This window comes from Streptomyces sp. NPDC107538 (genome assembly GCF_055657445.1).
This window is the reverse complement of the sequence record NZ_JBVKAY010000008.1, coordinates 163,475-186,472: the sequence shown is the minus strand read 5'-3', so window position 1 is coordinate 186,472 and position 22,998 is coordinate 163,475. Positions and strand designations below refer to the sequence as shown.

Here is a 22,998-nt window from a genome sequence, read left to right as displayed (position 1 = left end):
AGTGGTCAGACGGGCCTGTCGTGCACGGGGATCGGCGGGGCACGACGGACGGCCGGGCTGACGGTGGCGATGACCGCGGTGGCAAGCATCACCGCGGCCAGCACGCACACGGAGCCGCTCGGTCCGACGGTGGTGAGCAGGTATCCGGCACCGAGGGAGCCCAGCGGCATGACCCCCCAGGACAGGGTCATGGCCGCGCTGGTGACCCGCCCCAGAAGCTCGTCGGGAACCAGGGCGGTCATGTAGGTGACGATCACCACGTTCCACAACGGTCCGATGAACGCGCCGGCAGCGCCGATGACACCTATCAGCAGCGGGCTCGGCGCAAGCGCGAACAGCGGCAGCAGCGCGGCCCAGATCCAATTGACGCCGACGATCACGGTCTTGGGCTTGAAGTGCCGATGGAGTCTGCTTGCCGCGAGTGCGCCGATCAGTCCACCACCGCTGTAGATGCCGAGCATCATCCCGATGGTGGTGGCCGTGGCGCCTTGGCGCTGGGCGAGGACGACCAGGATCAGGACGAGGGCGTGGAAGAGCAGGTTGCTGACGGCGATCAACAGGATCGCCGCGCGGATGAGGGGGTGACGCCAGACCCAGCGCAAACCCGCGGTGGTCGCCTTCCCCAGAGGCTCCGACGGAGGCTTCGGCCGATTCTGCAGGTCACGTCGGATGGTCAGCAGCACGAGGGAGGCGACCACGTAGGAGACCGCGTCGGCCAGGAACGGCATCGCGCGGTCGATACCGAAGAGCATGCCGCCCAGGGGAGGGCCGGCCAGAGCCGCACCGCGGCTCCTAGCCTCGTTGTGGGCCACCGCGGTGGACAGGAGCGCGACGGGGACGATCTTCGGGAGCGCGGCGCGTTCGGCCAGCCCGAAGAAGACGAAGCACAGTCCCTGCACGAAGGCGATCACGGCAAGGTGCGCGACCGTGAGTTCGCCCCACCACAGGGCGATCGGGACGGTGAAGAGTGCCAGTCCCGCGACGAGTTCGCTGATCAGCAGGATCTTGCGGCGGTTCCACCGGTCCACCAGCGTTCCGGCCGGCAGGTGTGCGACGAGGAAGGGGAGCGTGCCGGCGGCTCCGACGATCCCGGCGTCGGAGGGCGATCCGGTGGTCGCGAGCACGAGCAGCGGCATGGCCGTCCCGCTGATCTGGGCGCCCAGGGTCGAGACGACCTGACCGCTCCACAGAGCGACGAACTCGCGATTGCGCCATAACGAGGGCTGTTCGGCCGATCCTTCGATGGTCGGGGCGGTCGGGGTGGTCGGGGCGGTCACGCCGCGTCCCCGCCCTGCGGGGTGGGAAACGCGTGGAACACCACGGAGATGTGCCGGCTTCCGGGGGACGCCTGACCGGGTTCCCGGTGCCAGCGTTTGAGGAAGGCGACGTACTCCTCACCGAACTCGGCCAGTTCCTCGGCGGTGAGCACGGTGTTGCCGAAGGAGTGCATGGCCCCGGCCGCGAACTCGCCGAACGCCTCTCTGTCGGACAGATAGGCAGTCAGGTCACGATCGGCACGCTCCCTCCACTGCCGGCCGATCTCCTCGGCGACGACAGCAACCTCGGGTTCCGTCGACCGGCGCGGCAACCGCACGTCCTGCGGGATGGAACGCCAGTACTTCCGACGCCCGGCCGAACGCTCCGTGTCCTCTTCGATGAACCCGAACCGGGCCAGTTGCCGCAGGTGATAGCTGGTCGCGCCGCGGTCCTCACCGAACTCGGCGGCCAGGTCGGCGGACGTGGCCGGACCCTGGCGCTGAAGCCACGTCACCAGTCGCTGGCGCAGCGGGTGAGCGAGAGCCTTGAGTGCGTCGATGTCGGACAGCGAGCGCGGTCGCAGGTCAGCCATGACGAGAAGATATCTATGCAAAGACTTCTTCTCAATACCCCGCGCACGCCCCTGCCGGAGTTCGACCTCTCATCGAGGGCCCGGCCCGCCTGAAGCAGATCCGTCGCTCATCCGGCCACATCGACGCCATAGCCGCGAGCGAGATCGGCCAGGCCATGGTCGTAGCCCTGCCCGACGGCGCGCAGCCGCCAGCCCTCTCCCCTGCGGTAGAACTCGGCGAGAATCATGGTGCGTTCGGTGGTGGCGGCGTCGAGGGTGGCCCGGGCGGTCAGGGCCGCACCGATCCCGCGGGTGACCGTGATCTCGATGGCACCGACGTCGGAGAAGGTCGCGGCCCCGTCGATCGCGGCGGCGATGACGACCCTGTGGATCTCCAGGGGCAGACGCTCCAGGTCGGTGGTGACCGCCTGCTCCGTCGGACCGTCGGTGGCGAGCCGCACGGTACCGTCCGGATGCTCGGGCGCGCCGTAGAAGACGAAGTCCTCGTCTCCTCTGACCTGTTCCCCCGCGTCGACCGTGAAGGCGACGACATCCACGTCGGTCACGGTCTGCTGACGCCATGTCGAGGAAACCGTCCAGCCCGTCCCCGTCGAGGGCAGATCGATGACGGCGCCTCGGACCATGACCTCTGCCGCCTCCGGCCGGCACCCGACCACGAGGCGAGCCGAAGCCTGCGGGAAATGGGGCTTCGGCGTCGGCGTCGGCGTCACCGTGGGTGCGAGAAGCCAGTCGGAGTCGTGAACGGGGAGCGCGAGGGCGGCGATGCGGCCCATACGTCTGTCTGCTTCACCGCCGGACAGCAGGACGACGTCGGTCACACTGGCCGAGAGATTGACGGCCGCGGAGGCACCCAGCGCGACGGCACGGGCGCGTGCTTCTACGGCAGCCTCGTGTGTGCCCCCGAGGACCAGAACCCGGTGCTCGGAGAGCGGTTGGTCCGCACCGGCGGTGGGTGCGGCCCGCGTGGCCGCGCGCGGTGCCGGGACACTCGGTACGGGTTCGCACTGCACGGTAGTTGCCGAGGCCGAGGCCGACGCCAGCACTGTCGCCGTCGCCGTCGCTGGCGCTGACGCCGTCGCCGTCGCCGTCGCCTCGGCCGCGCGAGGCTGCCGGGCCGCGCCCTTGGCCTGGCCAGGCCTCACGCTCTCCAGTAGCCGCAGGTAGGTCGGTTCGTCCACGAGAGGGACGCCCTCGGCCTCGGCGCGGCGCAGCTTCCCGGATCCGGCGCCGGGGTCGTTCGTGACGAGGGCGCTGGTCAGTCCACTGACCGAGGTCATCATGTTCAGCCCGGCCTCCACGGAGCGGGCGACGAGTTCCTCACGGGAGATTCCGGTCTCCCCTGTGATGGCGACCTTCATGCCCTGCACCAGAGGCCCACCGGGCTCCAGACGGCCCGGATTGCGGTAGGCGCAGGGCACCTTGGGAACGTACGGCTTGTAGTCCTGCCGGGGCGGGCAGGCCAGGAGGGGCAGCGACAGGCCCAGTTGCTCGGCCGCGCCCAACGAGCCGCGCAGAATGCCGGAGAGCACCCGCACGTCGTCCCTCGCATCGTGGGCCCGCTCCTGCGGCACACCGTAGTGCGCGGCGAGCGTACCCAGTGTGAGATCCGGCGTCGCGGGCCCGACGAGGCGGTTGAGGGCCAGCGTGCACAACCGCCGACTGACCGGAACCCAGGAACGGACACCGGCGAACTCGTGGGCCAGGAAGTCATAGTCGAACTGCGCGTTGTGCGCAACAAGAACACGACTGCTGAGCAACGCTCCCACCTGCGGCGCGATCTCCTCAAAGACAGGCGCACCCGCGAGACGTGCCGAGGTCAGACCGTGAATGTGCACCGGCCCGGGATCGCAGCCCGGGTTGAGGAGAGTGGAGAACTCCCCCGTCTGATTACCGTGCGCGTCCAAAGTAAGGATGGCGAGAGACAGCACACGGTCCCGCCCGGGTCTCAGTCCGGAGGTCTCCACATCCACGAGCGCCCAGTCGTGGAAGTAGTCGGGAAGGGTGGGCCACGGCGGACTTGACGACAGCAGGGCCATACGAGGTCCCCTCCCCCAGTTGCGGCGGGCGGCACACCCTCTCCGCAGCGATGATCGAACGGGTGGGATTTTCGCACGGCCTGGACGCCTTTCGTGGTGAATTCGTCACAGACGGCCAGCAGCCGGCACCGTCACCCTCCCGTCAATCCCCAATCCTCAATCCGACTCCGTCTCAGCCGATGACCGGCCGACCACATCCCCACAGGCATGGTCGAGTTGGTCGGCGAGGTCGGCCAAATCGTCGGCGTGCAGGTCGAACTCATCCGAAGAGGTGGGCGGATCACCGACGGGGCGGGCGACGTAGGCGGTGCGCAGGCCGACGTTCCGTGCTCCGCGCAGATCCCAGGCATGGGCGGCGACCATCAACAGCCGCTCCGGCGGCCGTCCGGAAACGGTGACGGCCAGCTGATAGACCGCTGGGTCCGGCTTGTAGGCCAGGGCGTCTTCGGCGGACAGTGCCTGATGCCAGCGCAGCCCGGCGTGGGCGTTGAGTCCCAACAGCGCCGTCCGGCTCGCGTTGGAGAGACCGATCAGCGGGAACCGCTCGGCGATCCGGGCGAGCCCTGTCACGGTGTCAGACCACGGCGGAAGCCTGCGACCTGACAGGGCCAGCGCCGCTACGGCGGCCGGATCGTCGACTCCGACGGCATCGGCGACGAGCCGGGCGGCTTCCAGGTCGAGCCTGTCGCTCGCCAGGTAGGGCCGGCCACCGCCGACTATCCGACGTTGCTCGCGGCCGATGAACTGCTGCCACAGCGCCAAAAGCTCTTCGACCCTGGCATCGTCGAGCGACGGGTCGAGTTCACGAATACCGGCGCGAATACCGGCGGGTTCGTCGACGAGCGTGCCGAGCACATCGAACACGACCGCGTCGATCTCCAGCTCTGACATGGAAGAGGTCTCCTGAACGAAGCAGAGGCGTAAGCGTCACTGCTGACCGAACACAGCGGAAAACCACTCCGATTCCCGAACCACCCAGCCCGACCGGAGAACGACGCCCCGACAGACGCTACGTGGCTCCGCCCACGATCCACCAATGGCGTTCGAACCCCCACGCAGCACACACGCAAAACCCCAGCTCAGGAACCCTTCCCCACCGGCTCCAAAATCGCCACGCACTCCACATGATGCGTCATCGGAAACAGATCGAACGCCCGCAGCATCCGCACCCGATACCCGCCCTCCCGGAAGTACCCCAGATCCCGCGCGAGCGCAGCGGGATCGCAGGCCACGTAGGCGATGCGGCGGGCGCTCAGGGAGGAGAGGTGCTGGACGGTCTTGCGGCCGGCGCCCGCGCGGGGCGGGTCGAGGACGATCAGGTCGACCTCCGAGATCCCCGTACGCGGAAGCACCGCCTCGACCTTGCCCTGTTCGATGCGGACGCGCTCGAAGCCGGCGAGGTTGTGCCGTGCGTCCTCGACGGCGCGCTTGCCGGACTCGATGCCGAGAACCGCGCCCTTGTCACCGACGCGATCGGCGAGGGCGCCCGCGAACAACCCCACCCCGCAGTAGAGGTCGAGCGCCATGTCGCCCTTGCGCGGCAGCAGCCCCTGCATGACGGCCTTGACGAGGGTGTCGGCGGCCTTGGGGTGGACCTGCCAGAAACCACCGCTGCCGACCCGGTACGTACGGTCGTCCGCGCGCTCGCGCACGAAGGGGCGGCCATGCACGCGGTGCACGCCCCCGTCCTTCTCCTCGACCCGCATCACCGACACCGGCTTGTCGAGCTCCACGATCGGCAGCCGCGCCCCGGGCCGGGGCTCCAGGATCACCTGGCGGTCCTGCGACCCCGTCGCCGCGATCGCGTCGATCGACGCCATCCCCGTCCAGTCCCGCTTCTCGATGCCCAGTTCGGACACGCCCGGCGCCGCGATCATGCAGTGGTCGATCGGCTCGACCTCGTGCGAGCGGTGGCGTCGCAGACCGGCCCGGCCCGACTCGTCCACGGCGTACTGCACCCGCGTCCGCCACGCCGGGACCTCGCCCGCCGGAAGCTTGTCCCCCTCGGCCGGCATCACGGTGCCGTCCCAGCCCGCCTCCTCGGGCGTGAGGCCCGCGAGCCGCTCCAGCTGCTCGGCGATCACCTCGCCCTTGAAACGGCGCTGCGCCCCCGGCTTGGCGTGCTGCCAGTCGCAGCCGCCGCACAGGCCGGGGCCGGCGTAGGGGCAGGGGGCCTCGACGCGGTCCTTGGAGGCCGACAGCACCGACACCGCGTCCGCCCGCAGGAAGCGCGCGCCCTCCTCACCGTCGGTCACCCGCGCCACGACCCGCTCGCCGGGCAGGGCGTGCCGGACGAAGAGGACCTGGCCCTCGGACGTCCGCGCGATGCAGTGGCCGCCGTGGGCGACGGGGCCGACCTCGACCTCGTACTCCTCCCCCACCAGCGATTTCTTCGGTTCTGCCTGCATGGTGGGGTGACTCCAGAAGAGAGGGAATGCGAAACGGCCGGACAACAGCCCACCAGTCTACGTGGGTGCCGTCCGGCCGTTGACCACGCGCGTTCAGCTCTTGCGGGCCGACGACTCCTTGGCCGACTCCCGCTCCTTCGGCCGGTCCTGCGCCGGACCGCGCCGTACCGACCCCGGCGCGCTCCACTCCTGCCGCTTGCCCGCCCGCCGCTTGGCGACCTCGGAGGACTCCAGCTGGTAGGGCACGGAGGTCACCATCACACCCGGCGTGAAGAGCAGCCGGCCCTTGAGCCGGAGCGCGCTCTGGTTGTGCAGCAGTTGCTCGTACCAGTGACCGACCACGTACTCCGGGATGATCACCGACACCGCGTCGCGCGGGGACTCCTTGCGCAGCCCCTTGACGTACTCGATGACCGGCCGGGTGACCTCGCGGTACGGCGAGTCGAGGACCTTCAGCGGGACGTCGATGCCGCGCCGGGTCCACTCCTCCTGGAGCGCCTTGGTCTCGGCCGGGTCGACGTTGACGCTGAGCGCCTCCAGGGTGTGGGAGCGCATCAGCTTGGCGTAGGCGAGGGCCCGCAGGGTGGGGCGGTGGATCCGGGAGATCAGCACGACGGAGTGGACCCGCGACGGCCGTACGACGTCGTCGCTCGGGCCGTCCGGCGCGGCGATCTCCGCGGCGACCCGGTCGTAGTGCTTACGGATGGCCGTCATCGTCGCGTAGAAGATCACCATGCCGAGCAGGGCGACCCAGGCGCCGTGGGTGAACTTGGTGACGAGGACGACGATCAGGACCAGGCCGGTGAAGAACGCGCCGAAGGTGTTGATCGCACGGGAGCGGACCATGTGGCGGCGCTTGGCCGGGTCCTTCTCGGTGCGCAGATGGCGGTTCCAGTGCCGGACCATGCCGGTCTGGCTGAGCGTGAAGGAGACGAACACGCCCACGATGTACAGCTGGATGAGACGGGTGGAGTCGGCGCCGTAGATCCACACCAGGAGCACCGCGGCGCCCGCGAGGAGCACGATGCCGTTGGAGAAGGCGAGGCGGTCGCCGCGGGTGTGCAGCTGGCGCGGGAGGTAGCGGTCCTGGGCGAGGATCGAGCCGAGCAGCGGGAAGCCGTTGTACGCCGTGTTGGCGGCCAGGAACAGCACCAGCGCGGTGGCCGCGGCCAGCACCACGAAGAAGAACGTGCCGTCGCCGAAGACGGCCGCCGCGACCTGCGAGATCACCGGGTTCTGGACATAGGAGTCGCCGACCGGGGTGCCGTCGCGCACCAGGTCGACCGCCGGGTTCTCGGCCATGCGCACCTTGGTGGCCATGGCCAGGCCGATGATGCCGCAGAACATGGTGACGGCGAGCAGGCCCATCGCGGCGAGCGTGGTGGCCGCGTTCTTCGACTTGGGCTTGCGGAAGGCGGGGACACCGTTGGAGATCGCCTCGACGCCGGTGAGCGCGGCACAGCCGGAGGAGAAGGCGCGCAGCAGCAGGAAGACCAGCGCGAAGCCGGCGAGGCCCTGGTGCTCGGGCTTGATCTCCAGGTCCGCGGTGGGCGCCCGCATCGTGTCGTCGAGGACCAGACCGCGGAACGCGCCCCAGGCGATCATCAGGAAGACACCGACGACGAAGACGTACGTCGGAATCGCGAAGAGCTTCCCGGACTCCTTCACCCCGCGCAGGTTCATCAGCGTCAGCAGCACGATGATGCCGATCGCGCACAGCACCTTGTGCTCGACGAAGAAGGGGACGGCCGAGCCGAGGTTCTCCACTCCGGAGGAGATGGACACGGCGACGGTGAGGACGTAGTCGACGAGCAGCGCGCTGGCGACGGTGAGGCCGGCCTTGGGGCCGAGGTTGGTGTTGGCCACCTCGTAGTCGCCGCCGCCACTGGGGTAGGCGTGCACGTTCTGCCGGTACGACGCCACCACGGTGAACATCAGTACGACGACCGCGACGGCGATCCAGGGGCTGAAGTGGTAGGCCGACACGCCCGCGATGGAGAGGACCAGCAACACCTCGCCGGGTGCGTACGCCACGGACGAGAGCGGGTCGGAAGCGAAGACGGGGAGTGCGATGCGCTTCGGCAGGAGCGTTTCGCCCAGCCGGTCGCTGCGCAGAGCGCGCCCGATCAGAATCCGTTTGGGCACGTCGGTCAGTTTGGACACGCAGAGGATCGTAAGCGCCCCGACTGGTTCTGGGCACATCCGGGTGAAATCCCGGCGGGCCCCGGGGTGAAATCCGTCCGCCGGTGACTGCGAAGTGCGTCACGTCACGCATCCTCCGGTCTGATGGGCGGCGTCCTCACGTCTGTATGACGTGTATGACGTGATGACGAATCCCTACGCCTCCCGACTCCCTGGAGATCCCATGCAGGCCGCGACCGCGGAGCTGATCGGCGCCCTCGCCTCCCTCGCCGGACTCGGCTTCCTGACGAGGGTCAGCGTCCGCCGGATCAGCCGACGCCGTCCCACGATGTGACCCGGGCCTGCACGGGGGTGCCCCCGGTGGACCGCACGTGTGTAGCTTGGGCGACGGTCTGAGACCCTGTTTTCGACGTTTCGGCTGAACAGTAGCTATTGACACCGGAAGGACGGTCGTGCACATCGTCATCATGGGCTGCGGGCGAGTGGGTTCCACCCTCGCCCAGACCCTCGAGCAACAGGGGCACACGGTCGCCGTGATCGACCAGGACCCCACGGCCTTCCGTCGTCTGGGCTCGGGATTCGGCGGCCGGCGCGTCACCGGGATCGGCTTCGACCGCGACACCCTGCGTGAGGCCGGCATCGAGGAGGCGGGCGCGTTCGCCGCCGTCTCCAGCGGCGACAACTCGAACATCATCGCCGCCCGCGTGGCCCGCGAGATGTTCGGCATCGAGAACGTGGCGGCCCGGATCTACGACCCCCGCCGCGCCGAGGTCTACCAGCGCCTGGGCATCCCGACCGTCGCCACGGTCCGCTGGACCGCCGACCAGATGCTCCGCCGGCTGCTGCCCGCCGGGGCCGAGCCGCTGTGGCGCGACCCCACCGGCGGCGTCCAGCTCGCCGAGGTGCACGCCTCGTCGGCCTGGGTGGGCCACAAGATCAGCAAGATGCAGGAGGAGACCGGCGTCCGCGTGGCCTTCCTGACCCGGCTGGGCGAGGCGATCCTGCCGTCCTCCCAGACGGTGCTGCAGGAGGGCGACCTCGTGCACGTGATGATGCGCACGGACGACGTGGAGAAGGTCGAGGCGTCCTTCGCCGAGGGCCCCGACGAAGAGGGCGGTCACTGATGAGGGTCGCCATTGCCGGAGCCGGAGCGGTCGGCCGCTCGATCGCGGGCGAACTGCTGGAGAACGGCCACGAGGTCCTTCTCATTGACAAGGCGCCGACCGCGATCTCGGTCGAGCGCGTCCCCCAGGCGGAGTGGCTGCTCGCCGACGCCTGCGAGATCACTTCCCTGGACGAGGCCGCGCTCCAGCGCTGCAACGTCGTCATCGCCGCGACCGGCGACGACAAGGTCAACCTGGTCGTCTCCCTGCTGGCGAAGACGGAGTACGGCGTTCCGCGCGTCGTCGCCCGCGTCAACAACCCCAAGAACGAGTGGCTGTTCAACGAGTCCTGGGGCGTGGACGTGGCCGTGTCGACCCCCCGGCTGATGTCGGCCCTGGTCGAGGAGGCCGTCAGCGTCGGCGACCTGGTCCGGCTGCTCCGCTTCAGCCACGGCGACGCCAACCTGGTCGAGCTGACCCTGCCGCCCGAGTCGGCCCTCGCCGGCACCCAGGTCGGCGACGTCGAGTGGCCGGAGGACACCTCCCTGGTCACCATCATCCGCGGCACCCGGGTCCTCACCCCCACCTCGGACGACTCCCTGGAGGCAGGCGACGAACTCCTGTTCGTGGCCGCCCAGGCACGCGAGGAGCAACTGGAAGACCTGCTGTCGGTACGCCGCGAGGACGCGACGAGCTAGCGGGGTCCGATACGAGCTTGGGGCGCCCGGAAATCTCCGGGCGCCCCAAGTCTTCGTCGCCTTCAGCCCCTGTGCCCCATTCAGCCGGGTCAGGCACCCTCAGCCCGTCCGGCGTTTGAGGACGAGGCCGCAGGCCGAAGCGGGGGGCTGGGGGCGCAGCCCCCGGGTGTCCCGCACCAACCCCGGCTGCCTACTCACCCGCCCGCGCCGCAGCCTTCCGCTCCTCCGCCGCGCGCTCCTCCGCCTCCATCTCCGCGAACACGTCGATCGGAGCCGGCGCCTTCGCGAGGAAGATCCAGGTCAGCCAGACGGCGAGCAGGAACGGCGGGATCTTCAGGGCGATGAGCACCCAGCCCAGCTGGGTGGTGTCGGCCCACCAGTACAGCGGGAAGAGGATCGCGCACTTGGCGAGCAGGATCGCGCCCCAGGCGTAACTCGCCTTCGCGTACGCCTTCTTGCGTCCCGGGTTCCGGGTCCGCCAGGACAGGTTCTCCTTGAAGACCGGGCCGAGCATCAGACCGATCAGCGGCACCCCGGCCATCGTGGTGATGATGTACGCGAGCCCGAGGCCCAGCGTGTAGAGCATGCCCGGCAGATAGAAGTCCTTGGCGTTGCCGGTCATCATCGCGAAGACCACGCCGAAGGCGACCCCGAAGACACCGCTGAATGCGTGCTTGACGGTGTCCTTCATGACGAGCCGCACCACGACCAGCAGGACGGAGACACCGAGGGCCGCGAGGGCCGCCGAGTGCAGGTCCTTGTTGATCGTGAAGATGGAGACGAAGAGCAGCCCCGGGAGCACGGTCTCGACCATGCCGCGCACGCCGCCGAACGCCTCGAACAGCGCGGCCTCCGTCACCGCCCTGGAGTCGTGCTCGCCGTCCGGTCCGCCCTCGGCGTCCCGGACGCCGTGCTGGGCGTCCTCCGTCGGCTTGTCGAGCGACGTCACCGGCTACTCCCGTCCGAGCGGTCTGAGTTCGTACTTCGGATTGAACAGCACCCTACGGCCCCGGCTCATCGAGATCCGGCCGGATGCGATCAGCTTGCGCCCCGGTTCTATCCCGACGATGGAGCGTCTGCCCAGCCACACCACGTCCAGCGCGGCCGAACCGTCGAACAGTTCGGCCTCCAGGGCCGGGACACCGGCTCGGGGGCGCAGCGTGACCGTGCGCAAGGTACCAGTAACCGTCACGATCTGCCGGTCGTGGCAGTCACATATGCGCGTACAGCCCGCGGTGTCCGCGTCCTCGCGCAGCTCCTCCGACTCCAGGTCCGTCTGGGACGAGGAGAGCCGGTCGAGCATGCGCCGGAACCGGCCCGCCGGCTTCTCGGAACGAGGAACAGCACTCATGACAAAAAGCGTACCGGGGCCCACCGACAGAGCCGCACCCCCGGCTACTTCTCGAAGCGGTACCCCATCCCCGCCTCGGTGATGAAGTGCCGGGGCCGTGAGGGGTCGCCCTCCAGCTTGCGCCGCAGCTGGGCCATGTAGACCCGCAGATAGTTGGTCTCCGTCCCGTACGACGGCCCCCAGACCTCCTGGAGCAGCTGTCGCTGGCCGACCAGCCGCCCGGTGTTGCGAACCAGCACCTCCAGGAGGTGCCACTCGGTGGGGGTGAGCCGGACGTCCCTGCCGTCCCGGTGCACCTTCTTCGCGGCCAGGTCCACGGTGAAGTCGTCGGTCTCCACGATCACGTCGCCCTCCTCGCCCCCGACGGGCTCGGCGCGGCGGACGGCGGCGCGCAGCCGGGCGAGCAGCTCGTCCATGCCGAAGGGCTTGGTGACGTAGTCGTCGGCGCCCGCGTCGAGGGCCTCGACCTTCTCGTCGGAGGTGTGGCGGGCGGAGAGCACGATGATCGGCACCCGGGTCCAGCCGCGCAGCCCCTTGATCACCTCGACACCGTCCATGTCGGGCAGCCCGAGGTCGAGGACGACGACGTCGGGGTGGCGGGCGGCGGCGAGTTCGAGGGCGCCCGCGCCGTCGTGGGCCGCGTCGACGTCGTACTTGCGGGCCTTCAGGTTGATCACGAGCGCGCGGACGATCTGCGGCTCGTCGTCGACCACGAGCACCCGGGTCATGTGGTTCGCCTCTCTGCCGATGGGGCCGTGCCGACCGATGCGCCGGCGGCCGTCTCCGCCGACGGGTCGGCGTCTGCCGACGTAGACGTGTCCCGCGCCGGGTCGGTGCCCGGCGACGACGTCGGGTTAGTACCCGGCGACGACGACGGGTCGGTGCCTGGGGACGACGACGCGTCCGCCGCCGGGTCGATGCCCGACCGCGGGGCCGTACCGGGCCCGGAGCCGTTCTCCGCGGCCCGCACGGTGAGCACCATGGTGAGTCCTCCGCCGGGGGTGTCCTCGGCGTCGAGCGTGCCGCCCATGGCCTCGGCGAAGCCCCGGGCGACCGCGAGCCCCAGTCCCACGCCGATGCCGCGCGGGGCGTCCCCGTGGCGTTGGAAGGGCGCGAAGATACGGTCCTTGGCCTCGTCGGGGACGCCGGGGCCGCGGTCGGTGACCCGGACCTCGACCCGGCCGCCGAGGGCGCTGGCGGAGACCTGGACGGGCGTGCCGGGCGGGCTGTACTTGACGGCGTTCTCGACGACGTTGGCGACCGCGCGCTCCAGCAGCCCGGGGTCGACGGCGACCATGGGCAGGCTCTCGGGGATCTCCAGTCCGACGCTGCCCTCGGGGACACCGCCGAGGGCCATCGGGACCACCTCGTCGAGGTCGATCTCGCGGATCAGCGTGCTGACCGTGCCGGTCTGCAGGCGGGACATGTCGAGGAGGTTGCCCACGAGGTGGTCGAGCCGGTCGGCGCCCTCCTCGATCCCCGCGAGCAGTTCGGCCTCGTCCTCCTCCGACCAGGCGACGTCGTCGGAGCGCAGGGACGACACCGCCGCCTTGATCCCGGCCAGCGGGGTGCGCAGATCATGGCTGACGGCGGCGAGCAGCGCGGTGCGGATGCGGTTGCCCTCGGCCAGTTCCTTGGCCTGGTCGGCCTCCTGCCGCAGGCGCCGCCGGTCCAGTACGACGGCGGCCTGCGCGGCGAACGCGGCCAGCACCCGGCGGTCCTCGGCGGGCAGGACGCGCCCGGACAGCGCGAGCGCCATGTGGTCGCCGACCGGCATGTCCACGTCCGCGGCCTCCGGACGGTCCACCTGGCGCGGCCCGACGCTGCCCGCGCAGGACCACGGGTCGACCTCGCTCCCGCGCTCCAGCAGCGCCACCGACTCCATCCCGAAGGTCTCGCGCACTCGTTCGAGCAGCGCCTCCAGGCTGGTCTCGCCGCGCAGCACGCTGCCCGCGAGGAAGGACAGGATCTCCGACTCGGCGCGCAGCCGGGCCGCCTGGTGGGTGCGCCGGGCCGCGAGGTCCACCACGGACGCCACCGCCACCGCGACCCCTATGAAGACGACGATGGCGACGATGTTCGTCGGGTCGTCGACCGTCAGGGTGTGCAGCGGCGGGGTGAAGAACCAGTTGAGCAGCAGCGAGCCCAGCACGGCGGCGGCCAGCGCGGGCAGCAGACCGCCCAGCAGGGCCGCGGCCACCGTCAGGGACAGGAACAGCAGCATGTCGTTGGCGAGACCGAGGTCGGTCTCGACGTTGGCCAGCAGCAGCGCGAGCAGCAGGGGCCCGGCGGTCCCGACCAGCCAGCCCCAGACCATCCGGGCCCGGCCGAGCCGCGCGCCCCGGGCCACGGGCAGCCCGCGTCCCTTGCCCGCCTCGGCGTGGGTGATCAGGTGGACGTCCAGGTCGGGCCCCGAGTCCCGGGCCACGGTCGCGCCGACGCCCGGCCCGAACACGTACTGCCAGCTCTTGCGGCGTGAGACGCCGAGCACGATCTGGGTGGCGTTGACCCCGCGCGCGAAGGCCAGCAGCGCGGCCGGGATGTCGTCGCCGATGACGTGGTGGAAGGTGCCGCCGAGGTCCTCGACGAGGGTGCGCTGGACGGTGAGTTCCTTGGGCGAGGCGGAGGTCAGCCCGTCGCTGCGGGCGATGTAGACGGCCATGACCTCGCCGCCCGCGCCCTTCTCGGCCAGCCGGGCGGCCCGCCGGATCAGGGTCCGGCCCTCGGGGCCGCCGGTCAGCCCGACCACGATCCGTTCCCGCGAACCCCAGATCTTCGACACCTGGTGCTCGCTGCGGTACGCGTTGAGGTACTCGTCGACCCGGTCCGCCACCCACAGCAGCGCCAGCTCCCGCAGCGCGGTCAGGTTCCCGGGCCGGAAGTAGTTCGACAGGGCCGCGTCGACCTTGTCCGGCTGGTAGACGTTGCCGTGCGCCATCCGCCGCCGCAGCGCCTGGGGCGACATGTCGACCAGCTCTATCTGGTCGGCCCGCCGGACCATCTCGTCGGGCACGGTCTCGCGCTGCCGTACGCCCGTTATCGACTCGACGACATCGCCGAGCGACTCCAGGTGCTGGATGTTGACGGTCGAGACCACGTCGATGCCGGCGGCGAGCAGTTCCTCGACGTCCTGCCAGCGCTTGTCGTTGCGCGAGCCCGGCACATTGGTGTGGGCCAGCTCGTCCACGAGGGCCACCCGGGGCCGCCGGGCGAGCACGGCGTCCACGTCCATCTCGGTGAAGACCGTGTCCCGGTACGCGAGCTCCCGGCGCGGGACCTGGTCGAGGCCGTGCAGCATCACCTCGGTGCGCGGACGGCCGTGGTGCTCCACGACGGCCACCACGCAGTCGGTGCCGCGCTCGATCCGCCGATGCGCTTCGGACAGCATCGCGTACGTCTTGCCGACGCCCGGTGCCGCACCGAGGTAGATCCGGAGCTTGCCGCGTCCCATGTCCCCATTGTCTTCCCGTGACCACCGCCTACGCAGCGTCGACCTTACGGCCAATAATCACGGCAAAACAGACAGAGGCGACCGGAGGCCGCCTCTTTGACACAACCCTGACGCCGACGCCCCGCAAGGGGCCGGGGAACTGCGCGACCAGCCACGACGGACCCGCAGTTCCCGGACGGCCTCAGCCGGATCCCGTCTAGCGCACCTCGGTGATCTCGGGCCCGCGCTGCAGTTGCCCCATGCCGCCGGAGAAGCGGGAACCGGCCTGCTCCTCCTGCTGGACCCCCTCGGGGACCATCTGCGCGTCGTTCGGCAGCTTCAGGACGATCGGGTCGCGCGGCGCCATGGGGCCCTCACCGCGGACGACGACCGTGTCCCGGAAGATCTGCTCCAGCAGCCCGGCGGTCTGCGGCTCCACCGCGCCCCGCCCGGAGATCACTCCGCGCAGGAACCAGCGGGGCCCGTCCACGCCGACGAACCGGACGACCTGGAAGCCGCCCGTGCCGTCCGGCAGCTGCACCGGGACCTGCGCGCGCAGCTCCCAGCCCAGCGGACCCTCGACCTCGTCGATGACACCGCCCTGCTGGGTGATGCCGGAGGCGATCTCCTCACGGACCTCGCCCCAGATGCCCTCGCGCTTGGGTGCGGCGAAGGCCTGCAGCTGGACCGCGCTGTCCCGCAGCACGACGGTCGCCGCGACGATCGCGTCGCCCGCGACCTCGACCCGCAGCTCCATGCCGTCGACTCCGGGCACGAAGATGCCGCCGAGGTCCACCCGGCCCTCGCCGGGCTCGCGCACCTCGGTGCTGTCCCACGGGCCGTCCGGCCGCGGCTCGGGCTCGAGCCGCACGCGCTCCCGCTCGACCTCGTCCGCCTCGCCGTCGGCTTCCCCGGCAACGCCGTCGACCTGCTCGGCCTCGCTCGCCGCGTCCGCCGCGTCCTCGGCGGAACCCTTCTTCTTGCGACGTCCGAACACGTCACTGTCCTTCCCGGTCGGATACGACCGAAGCGTATCGATTCCCACCCGTTGTGCCGCTTGCTGTGCCGCTCGTTGTGCCGTCCACGGCGGCATGACCGCCGGTGGACCCGAAGCCCCCCTCGGCCCGCGCCGAGTCGGGAAGCTCCGCCACCTCCTGGAAGCGCACCTTCTCGACCTGCTGGACGACCAGTTGGGCAATCCGGTCGAAGCGCTCGAACCGCACGGCTTCATGCGGGTCGAGATTCACCACGATCACCTTGATCTCCCCACGGTACCCGGCATCAACCGTCCCCGGGGCATTCACCAGGGCGACGCCGCAGCGGGCGGCGAGACCGGATCGTGGGTGCACGAAGGCCGCGTACCCCTCCGGGAGCGCGATGGACACTCCCGTGGGCAGCACGGCCCGTTCGCCGGGCTTCAACTCCCGGCTCTCCGTGGTGCGCAGATCGGCTCCCGCGTCACCGGGCCGCGCGTAGTCCGGCAGCGGCACGTCGGGGTCGACGCGCCGGATCAGGACGTCGAGAGGGGTACGGCCGCCGCTCACGGGTTCACCTCGAAGGCACGGGCCCGCCGGACCTGGTCCGGGTCGTCCATGGCCGCCCGGATCTCCTCGTCGCGGCCGTGGTCGATGAAGTGGTCCACCTTGACCTCGACGAAGAGCGCGTCGGCGCGTACGGCGAGCGGTCCGTCGGGGCCCCCGATGCGCCCCTCGGCGGTCGCGAAGATCTTCCGCCCGGCCACCGCCGTGGCCTCGGCCCGCAGATGCAGCACGGTGCCCACGGGGACGGGCCGCATGAAGTCCGTCTCCAGCCGTCCGGTCACCGCGATGGTGCGCAGCAGCCAGGTGAGGGAGCCGAGGGTCTCGTCGAGGGCGCTCGCCAGGACCCCGCCGTGCGCGAGGCCCGGGGCCCCCTGGTGCGCGGGCCGCACGGTGAACTCGGCGGTGAGGGTGACGCCCTCACCGGCCGTCGCCTCCAGATGCAGCCCGTGGGGCTGCTCTCCGCCACAGCCGAAACACTGCCCGTAGTGCGCGCCGAGCGGCTCGCCGGGGGCGGGTGCGTCGGGATGCCGTACGGGTGCCTTGGCGTCCGCCGGGGGCCGCAGGGCCGCGGAAGTACCTCTCACAGGCGCAGACCTTACCCGTCCGTCAGCGTCCGGCCACCGTCCCTACGGGCAGGGTTTCCCCTCGGACGCCCCTATTCCGGGACGGGAGGACCCCCATGCCAAGCTTGACGCCATGCAGCTCTCCGCCTCGCCGTACGAAGAACGCCTCACCGCTCCCCGCACCTGGTGGCTCGTCTGCTTCCTGGTCGGTGTCTCGATGGCCCTCATCCTGCTGCCGTTCGGCACGCTGCCCCTGCTGGGCGGCCTGGCCGGCGGCACCGCGGTCGCGGCGGTCGTCGCCAGCTCCTACGGCTCGGTGCGCATCCGGGTCGTCGGCGACTCCCTGATCGCGGGCGAGGCGAAGATCCCGGTCAGCGCCCTCGGCGAACCGGAGATCCTGGACCGCGAGGAGGCCCAGGCCTGGCGCACCCACAAGGCCAACCCCCACGCCTTCATGCTCCTGCGCGCCTACATCCCCACGGCCCTCCGCATCCCCATCACCGACCCGACCGACCCCACCCCGTACGTCTACCTGTCCACCCGCGACCCGGAGCGCCTGACAACCGCCCTGGAAGCAGCGAAGACCGCCGCGTAACCCACCCGCCCCCACAGGCGGCAGGCGGCGATGGAGCGACTCGGCGGCGGGGTTTTCTCGTCGAACTCTTACCGCTCGCCGCCGGGAACGGGGCAGCGACAGGGACGAACGCCGACGAGGCGCCCGGCAGCCGGGACTCTCCCTCAGCCCCCGCCCAGCTCCTTCGGCAGCTCCCCCACCGCCAGCGGATCAACCGGCTCCTCCAGCGGCGGCAGCTCCGGCAGCGCCTCCCACGGCACCTGAACGCGCCGCAGGTCCTTACGGATCCGCTCAGCGAGGTGTTTGGTCTCCCGGCGGTTCATGACCGCCCCCACCGCGGCGCCCACCAGGAACGGCATCAGGTTCGGCAGATTCCGCACCATCCGCTTCATGATCTGCTGCCGCAGCTGCCGCTTCACCTGCCCGCCGAGCGCCGAGTTGATCGTCGACGGCTTGGTCACGTCGATCCCGCGCTCCCCGGACCAGGAGTCCAGATACGCGGTACTGCGCTGCCGCAGATTCCCCGGCGGCCGCGCCCCGTACACCTCGTGCAGCTCGGCGATGAGCTTCAGCTCGACCGCGGCGACCCCGGTGATCTCGGCGGCCAGCTCCGCGGGCATCGCGGGCGGCGCCGGCAGCATCGCGGCGGCCCCGACCCCCGCGCCCACCGTGGAGGTCGCGTTGGCGGCCCCCGCGACGAGCTTGTCGGCGATCTGCTCGGGCCCTAGCCCCGGGAACTGGGCACGCAGAGCCGCGAGATCGCGCACGGGGATCCGCGGGGCGATCTCGATGACCCGGTCGGTGATGTACGCGAGGCCCGCTCTGGCCCCGTCACCGCTCTTGCGGGCCCCGACCTTGAGGCCCTGTTTCAGTCCGTCGCGGACGACGGCCGCGCGCCGTCGGGCGACCGGCGCCGGAGTGTCCACCGGTACGGGCAGGCGTCCCTGCTCATCCGTGGCGCCCCCCGACGCCGTGCCGGACGCACGTTCGAGCGAGGCCGCTCCCTGGTCGGAGGAGCCCCGCTCGTCGTCACGCACGCCGTCGCCGGAGCCGTCGTACGGCTCCTGGTCCGCCCCCTTGCGGGAGCGGCGCTTCCAGGGAGGGGTCGAGCCAGTCACGGCCGACCCTGCCTCAGTCGCAGTCGCGGCAGATCGGCTGACCGTTCTTCTCGCGGGCCAGCTGGCTGCGGTGGTGCACCAGGAAGCAGCTCATGCAGGTGAACTCGTCCTGCTGCTTGGGCAGCACCCGGACGGCCAGCTCCTCGTTCGAGAGGTCGGCCCCGGGCAGTTCCAGGCCTTCGGCAGCCTCGAACTCGTCTACATCCACGGCGGAAGTCGACTTGTCGTTCCGGCGAGCCTTGAGCTCTTCCAGGCTGTCCGAGTCGACGTCGTCGTCGGTCTTGCGTGGGGTGTCGTAATCCGTTGCCATGTCGCTCTCCCCCTCTGGGTGTCTGCGGTGTCTCCAGCGCACGTAACGCGTGAGAGGCCGGACTTGTGCCCGACCTGAGGCGGAGATTTTGCCTCACATCAAGGTCTGTTACTCAATCGACACCCAACCGGACTCCTCAAGAGTGATCGGCTTGGATGGCGAACGGGACCGTACACGGTCCAGAGGCTGCATATCAAAGGCGCCTCAGCATGTACTTCCCGTGATCTCAACCCCCGAAAACCCGGATTTTCCCGGCTTTCCGACGGCCACATGATCACGCTCGGTAGATGGCTGGAAATTCGCCCTTGTGATCGATCACACATTGGTCGTGCACGACCGTTTCGATCAGGCGCCCGGGAAATTCCGCGCAAAGCGAACACGTCCCGGAGCCGGGGGTCATTTTCTCAGACGGGAAGGGTCACGCGCATCACGAGGCCGCCTCCCTCACGTGGCCGGGCCGCGATGTGGCCGCCGTGCGCCCGGGCCACGGACCGGACGATCGACAGGCCGAGGCCCACGCCCTTGTCGCTGCCCGTGCGCTCGGTACGCAGCCGCCGGAACGGCTCGAAAAGGTTGTCGATCTCGTACGCCGGGACCACGGGCCCGGTGTTCGTGACCACCAGCACCGCCTGCCCGTGCTGAAGCTCCGTGGTGACCTCCACCCAGCCGCCCTCCGGCACGTTGTACCGGACGGCGTTCTGCACGAGGTTCAGGGCGATCCGCTCCAGCAGCACGCCGTTGCCCTGGACGACCGCAGGGGCCCGCTCGCCGCGGATCTGCACCTTCTTGGCGTCCGCCTCGGAGCGCACCTGGTCGACGGCCTGGGAGGCGACCTCGGCGAGGTCCACGGGTTTGCGCTCGACGATCTGATTGTCGCTGCGGGCGAGCAGCAGCAGCCCCTCGACGAGCTGCTCGCTGCGCTCGTTGGTGGCCAGCAGCGTTCTGCCCAGCTGCTGCAGCTCGGCCGGCGCACCCGGATCGGAGAGATGCACCTCCAGCAGCGTGCGGTTGATCGCCAGCGGTGTTCTCAGCTCGTGCGAGGCGTTGCCGACGAACCGCTGCTGGGCCGTGAAGGCCCGCTGGAGCCGCTCCAGCATGTCGTCGAAGGTGTCCGCCAGCTCCTTCAGCTCGTCGTCCGGGCCGTCCAGCTCGATCCGGCGGGACAGGTCCGAGCCGGCCACCGCGCGCGCGGTGCGGGTGATCCGGCCGAGCGGCGCGAGCACCCGGCCCGCCATCGCGTACCCGAAGGCGAACGCGATCACGGCGAGCCCGAGCAGGGCCAGCAGGGAACGGCTGAGCAGGGTGTCCAGGGCGACCTGACGCTCGTGGTCGATGCAGGCCGCGATCGCCCGGTTGAAGTCGTCCAGCCGGAGGTTGGTCGGGGCCGTGTCGGCGTCGACCGCGGGACATATGTTGCTGGACACGCTGATGTTCGTGCCGTCCTCGATCTTGAACACCGGGGTGTTGCCGGTGCTCACGGCCTGGGCGGCGAGCAGATAGATGATCGACAGCAGCAGGATTCCGGCGATCAGGAACATGCCGCCGTACAGCAGCGTGAGCCGTATCCGGATGGTCGGGCGCAGCCAGGGGAGCGGGTTCTGTGCCCGACGGGGGTCCCAGGTGGGCTTCGGGGGCGCCTGGGGCGGCGCCGGGGTGGCGGCCACGGCGGATCAGATCCGGTAGCCGGAGCCGGGCACGGTGACGATGACCGGTGGTTCGCCGAGCTTGCGGCGCAGCGTCATGACCGTGACGCGTACGACGTTGGTGAACGGATCGGTGTTCTCGTCCCAGGCCTTCTCGAGGAGCTGCTCCGCGGACACCACGGCGCCCTCGCTGCGCATCAGCACCTCCAGGACCGCGAACTCCTTGGGCGCGAGCTGGACCTCCTTGCCGTCGCGGAAGACCTCGCGGCGGTTGGGGTCGAGCTTGATGCCGGCCCGCTCCAGGACGGGCGGCAGCGGCAGGCTCGTGCGCCGGCCGAGGGCCCGTACGCGCGCGATGAGCTCGCTGAAGGCGAACGGCTTGGGCAGGTAGTCGTCGGCGCCGATCTCCAGGCCCTCGACACGGTCGCTGACGTCGCCGGACGCGGTGAGCATCAGCACGCGCGTGGGCAGGCCCAGCTCGACGAGCTTGCGGCAGACGTCGTCGCCGTGGACGAGGGGGAGGTCCCGGTCGAGGACGACGACGTCGTAGTCGTTGACGCCGATGCGTTCCAGGGCCGCCGCACCGTCGTACACGACGTCGACGGCCATGGCCTCCCGGCGCAGTCCGGTGGCCACCGCATCGGCGAGCAGCTGCTCGTCCTCGACGACGAGTACGCGCACGTCGCTTGTCCTTCCTGTGTCCACCCGCGTAGCGCGTGGGAGGCGCACACGGGCAGGGTGTTCGTGGGTGTGTGACCTCCATCCTGCCTTTTTCGGCCGTAAGTCGGCTGTAAGACGACCCCGGGACAGGAAGGGCGAAGGTGCCCGGCCGGGAATGCGGGATTTTTTCGTCCGGTTGAGGTTTCCGTCCGAGAGACCGGGGGGAGGACGGCTTTACACCCCGCGATCACGCTCTGCTTGTGCCGCACCACCATGCGGTACGTCGGCATCCGCTTTTCCGCAGAGTGGGCGTGGGTGTCCGGCACCGTCGCCGCCCGGCCAGGGCAGCGCTGGGCATCCACAAAGAGACGTGATCGCCCCTTCCGAACGGCACACCCCCGTGCCATCGACCCACGACCCAGGACGAGGGGGCGCAGCATGGACGCATTCACCGCAGGACTTCTGCAGCGCATAAGGGCGACCGAGTCCGACCTGACCAGGGCTCTCGACGAGGGAGACGACTTCCTCGTCGAGGTGGAGCAGGGCGAGCTCGACGACCTGCGCCGCCTCGCCGCCGACCACGGTGTGGAGGTCGGCGCGCAGAGCGTCTGATTCCCGGCCCGACGCACGACACGACACCCCCGGCAGATCCAGTCCGGGGGTGTTGTTTTTTCTGCGCTCGGCGGCTCCGCGGGACGACTGCCCGGCTCCGGGGGGGCGACTGCTGTCGTGGCCCTCAGTCGTGCCAGGCGCCGAGGTCGTCCAGGCGGGTCTGGAGGGCCTCGAAGAGGGTGGGTGGGGCGGCGATGGTCAGGTCGGGCGAGAGGGGCTCTCCGGGGCGGCCACCGGTCAGGGCGCCCGCCTCCCGGGCGACGAGGTCCCCCGCCGCGTAGTCCCAGGCGTTCAGACCGCGCTCGTAGTACGCGTCCAGACGGCCCACGGCCACGTCGCAGAGGTCGATCGCGGCCGAGCCGCCGCGCCGGATGTCCCGCACCTCGGGGATCAGCCGGTGCAGCACCTCGGCCTGCTTGGCCCGTCGCTCGGCGAGGTAGCCGAAGCCGGTGCCGACGAGGGCCACTCCCAGCTCCGGGGCGGGCCGCACGCGCGCGGGGCGGTCGTTGAGGAACGCGCCCTCGCCGAGGACGGCCCGGAAGGTCTCGCCGCGCACCGGGGCGTACACCACGCCCACGACCGTCTCGCCGTCCACCCGGACCGCGATGGACACGGCCCAACTGGGAAGCCCGTAAAGGTAGTTGACGGTGCCGTCGAGGGGGTCGATCACCCACTGGACGCCGCTGGTGCCCTCGACGCTGGCCCCCTCCTCGCCGAGCACGCCGTCGTGCGGCCTGCGTTCGGCGAGGAGGCCGGTGATCAGCTTCTCGGAGGCGATGTCCATCTCGGTGACGACGTCGACCGCGCTGGACTTGGTGGCGGCCACACCGAGATCGGCGGGCCGGCCGTCGCGCAGGAAGGCTCCCGCGCGGGCGGCCGCGTCCAGGGCGATCTCCAGCAGTTCGGCCCGCAGGCCGTCCGGGCGCTCCGGACGCTCTGGCTGGTCGGTCATGGTGCTCC

The 22,998-nt window shown here is 70.5% G+C and carries 22 protein-coding genes; 4 read left to right on the top strand and 18 right to left on the bottom strand.

What is annotated here, in order from left to right; genetic code table 11:
* Window positions 1-5 precede the first annotated feature (5 nt).
* From ACZ7MG_RS27820 to ACZ7MG_RS27795, 6 genes are all read right to left on the bottom strand, one after another.
* Complete coding sequence (locus ACZ7MG_RS27820) at window positions 6-1,277, bottom strand: MFS transporter (protein ID WP_471384732.1); 1,272 nt, start codon at window positions 1,275-1,277, stop codon at window positions 6-8.
* Window positions 1,274-1,849 (bottom strand): ArsR/SmtB family transcription factor, encoded by a 576-nt coding sequence (locus ACZ7MG_RS27815; protein WP_471384735.1) that lies wholly within the window; start codon window positions 1,847-1,849, stop codon window positions 1,274-1,276. Before ACZ7MG_RS27815 ends, ACZ7MG_RS27820 begins: the two co-directional genes overlap by 4 nt.
* Before the next feature lie 107 nt (window positions 1,850-1,956).
* Complete coding sequence (locus tag ACZ7MG_RS27810) at window positions 1,957-3,885, bottom strand: TerD family protein (protein WP_471384737.1); 1,929 nt, start codon at window positions 3,883-3,885, stop codon at window positions 1,957-1,959.
* A 156-nt stretch (window positions 3,886-4,041) separates the two neighbouring features.
* Complete coding sequence (locus tag ACZ7MG_RS27805; RefSeq protein WP_471384739.1) at window positions 4,042-4,776, bottom strand: haloacid dehalogenase type II; 735 nt, start codon at window positions 4,774-4,776, stop codon at window positions 4,042-4,044.
* A gap of 188 nt (window positions 4,777-4,964) precedes the next feature.
* On the bottom strand, window positions 4,965-6,293 hold the full coding sequence (locus ACZ7MG_RS27800) for a class I SAM-dependent RNA methyltransferase (protein WP_471384741.1): 1,329 nt from the start codon (window positions 6,291-6,293) through the stop codon (window positions 4,965-4,967).
* A 93-nt stretch (window positions 6,294-6,386) separates the two neighbouring features.
* Window positions 6,387-8,456, bottom strand: a complete 2,070-nt coding sequence (locus tag ACZ7MG_RS27795; RefSeq protein ID WP_471384743.1) for an APC family permease — start codon at window positions 8,454-8,456, stop codon at window positions 6,387-6,389.
* A gap of 431 nt (window positions 8,457-8,887) precedes the next feature.
* Here ACZ7MG_RS27795 and ACZ7MG_RS27790 point away from each other — a divergent pair, with 431 nt between their 5' ends.
* Both ACZ7MG_RS27790 and ACZ7MG_RS27785 read left to right on the top strand, forming a co-directional pair.
* Window positions 8,888-9,559: a potassium channel family protein gene (locus ACZ7MG_RS27790; protein WP_471384745.1), complete on the top strand. Its 672-nt coding sequence runs from the start codon at window positions 8,888-8,890 to the stop codon at window positions 9,557-9,559.
* Window positions 9,559-10,236 carry a potassium channel family protein gene (locus ACZ7MG_RS27785; protein ID WP_086753674.1) on the top strand — a complete coding sequence of 226 codons (678 nt, stop codon included), beginning with the start codon at window positions 9,559-9,561 and terminating at the stop codon, window positions 10,234-10,236. Before ACZ7MG_RS27790 ends, ACZ7MG_RS27785 begins: the two co-directional genes overlap by 1 nt.
* Window positions 10,237-10,426: 190 nt before the next feature.
* Here ACZ7MG_RS27785 and ACZ7MG_RS27780 read toward each other — a convergent pair whose 3' ends face one another.
* From ACZ7MG_RS27780 to ACZ7MG_RS27750, 7 genes are all read right to left on the bottom strand, one after another.
* Window positions 10,427-11,185 carry a DUF3159 domain-containing protein gene (locus tag ACZ7MG_RS27780; RefSeq protein ID WP_471384747.1) on the bottom strand — a complete coding sequence of 253 codons (759 nt, stop codon included), beginning with the start codon at window positions 11,183-11,185 and terminating at the stop codon, window positions 10,427-10,429.
* A 3-nt stretch (window positions 11,186-11,188) separates the two neighbouring features.
* Window positions 11,189-11,587 carry an OB-fold nucleic acid binding domain-containing protein gene (locus ACZ7MG_RS27775; RefSeq protein WP_149827837.1) on the bottom strand — a complete coding sequence of 133 codons (399 nt, stop codon included), beginning with the start codon at window positions 11,585-11,587 and terminating at the stop codon, window positions 11,189-11,191.
* Between the two features lie 44 nt (window positions 11,588-11,631).
* Window positions 11,632-12,315 (bottom strand): response regulator, encoded by a 684-nt coding sequence (locus tag ACZ7MG_RS27770; protein WP_471384750.1) that lies wholly within the window; start codon window positions 12,313-12,315, stop codon window positions 11,632-11,634.
* The gene (locus ACZ7MG_RS27765) at window positions 12,312-15,038 is read right to left on the bottom strand and encodes a DUF4118 domain-containing protein (protein WP_471384752.1); all 2,727 of its coding nucleotides are present in this window, start codon (window positions 15,036-15,038) and stop codon (window positions 12,312-12,314) included. Before ACZ7MG_RS27765 ends, ACZ7MG_RS27770 begins: the two co-directional genes overlap by 4 nt.
* A gap of 196 nt (window positions 15,039-15,234) precedes the next feature.
* The gene (locus ACZ7MG_RS27760; RefSeq protein ID WP_152172183.1) at window positions 15,235-16,014 is read right to left on the bottom strand and encodes a DUF3710 domain-containing protein; all 780 of its coding nucleotides are present in this window, start codon (window positions 16,012-16,014) and stop codon (window positions 15,235-15,237) included.
* A gap of 1 nt (window position 16,015) precedes the next feature.
* On the bottom strand, window positions 16,016-16,561 hold the full coding sequence (dut, locus tag ACZ7MG_RS27755; protein ID WP_471384754.1) for a dUTP diphosphatase: 546 nt from the start codon (window positions 16,559-16,561) through the stop codon (window positions 16,016-16,018).
* Complete coding sequence (locus tag ACZ7MG_RS27750; RefSeq protein WP_471384756.1) at window positions 16,558-17,142, bottom strand: PaaI family thioesterase; 585 nt, start codon at window positions 17,140-17,142, stop codon at window positions 16,558-16,560. The genes dut and ACZ7MG_RS27750 overlap by 4 nt, the downstream gene beginning before the upstream one ends.
* 112 nt (window positions 17,143-17,254) lie before the next feature.
* Here ACZ7MG_RS27750 and ACZ7MG_RS27745 point away from each other — a divergent pair, with 112 nt between their 5' ends.
* Entirely contained in the window at window positions 17,255-17,716 is a 462-nt protein-coding gene (locus tag ACZ7MG_RS27745; RefSeq protein ID WP_471384758.1) for a DUF3093 domain-containing protein, read from the top strand.
* 143 nt (window positions 17,717-17,859) lie between these two features.
* Here the strand turns inward: ACZ7MG_RS27745 and ACZ7MG_RS27740 are convergent, their stop codons facing one another.
* The 4 genes from ACZ7MG_RS27740 to ACZ7MG_RS27725 all read right to left on the bottom strand — a co-directional run bounded on the left by ACZ7MG_RS27740 (window position 17,860) and on the right by ACZ7MG_RS27725 (window position 21,447).
* Window positions 17,860-18,813 (bottom strand): hypothetical protein, encoded by a 954-nt coding sequence (locus ACZ7MG_RS27740; RefSeq protein ID WP_471384759.1) that lies wholly within the window; start codon window positions 18,811-18,813, stop codon window positions 17,860-17,862.
* Between the two features lie 13 nt (window positions 18,814-18,826).
* Window positions 18,827-19,123: a DUF4193 domain-containing protein gene (locus tag ACZ7MG_RS27735; RefSeq protein WP_005481602.1), complete on the bottom strand. Its 297-nt coding sequence runs from the start codon at window positions 19,121-19,123 to the stop codon at window positions 18,827-18,829.
* Between the two features lie 404 nt (window positions 19,124-19,527).
* Complete coding sequence (locus ACZ7MG_RS27730; RefSeq protein ID WP_471384760.1) at window positions 19,528-20,787, bottom strand: sensor histidine kinase; 1,260 nt, start codon at window positions 20,785-20,787, stop codon at window positions 19,528-19,530.
* A 6-nt stretch (window positions 20,788-20,793) separates the two neighbouring features.
* Window positions 20,794-21,447: a response regulator transcription factor gene (locus tag ACZ7MG_RS27725; protein WP_086753693.1), complete on the bottom strand. Its 654-nt coding sequence runs from the start codon at window positions 21,445-21,447 to the stop codon at window positions 20,794-20,796.
* A gap of 417 nt (window positions 21,448-21,864) precedes the next feature.
* On the opposite strand from ACZ7MG_RS27725, the gene ACZ7MG_RS27720 reads away from it, so the two are divergent.
* Complete coding sequence (locus tag ACZ7MG_RS27720) at window positions 21,865-22,038, top strand: hypothetical protein (RefSeq protein WP_471384761.1); 174 nt, start codon at window positions 21,865-21,867, stop codon at window positions 22,036-22,038.
* A gap of 124 nt (window positions 22,039-22,162) precedes the next feature.
* Here ACZ7MG_RS27720 and ACZ7MG_RS27715 read toward each other — a convergent pair whose 3' ends face one another.
* Window positions 22,163-22,990, bottom strand: a complete 828-nt coding sequence (locus tag ACZ7MG_RS27715; protein ID WP_471384762.1) for an inositol monophosphatase family protein — start codon at window positions 22,988-22,990, stop codon at window positions 22,163-22,165.
* Window positions 22,991-22,998: the final 8 nt, after the last annotated feature.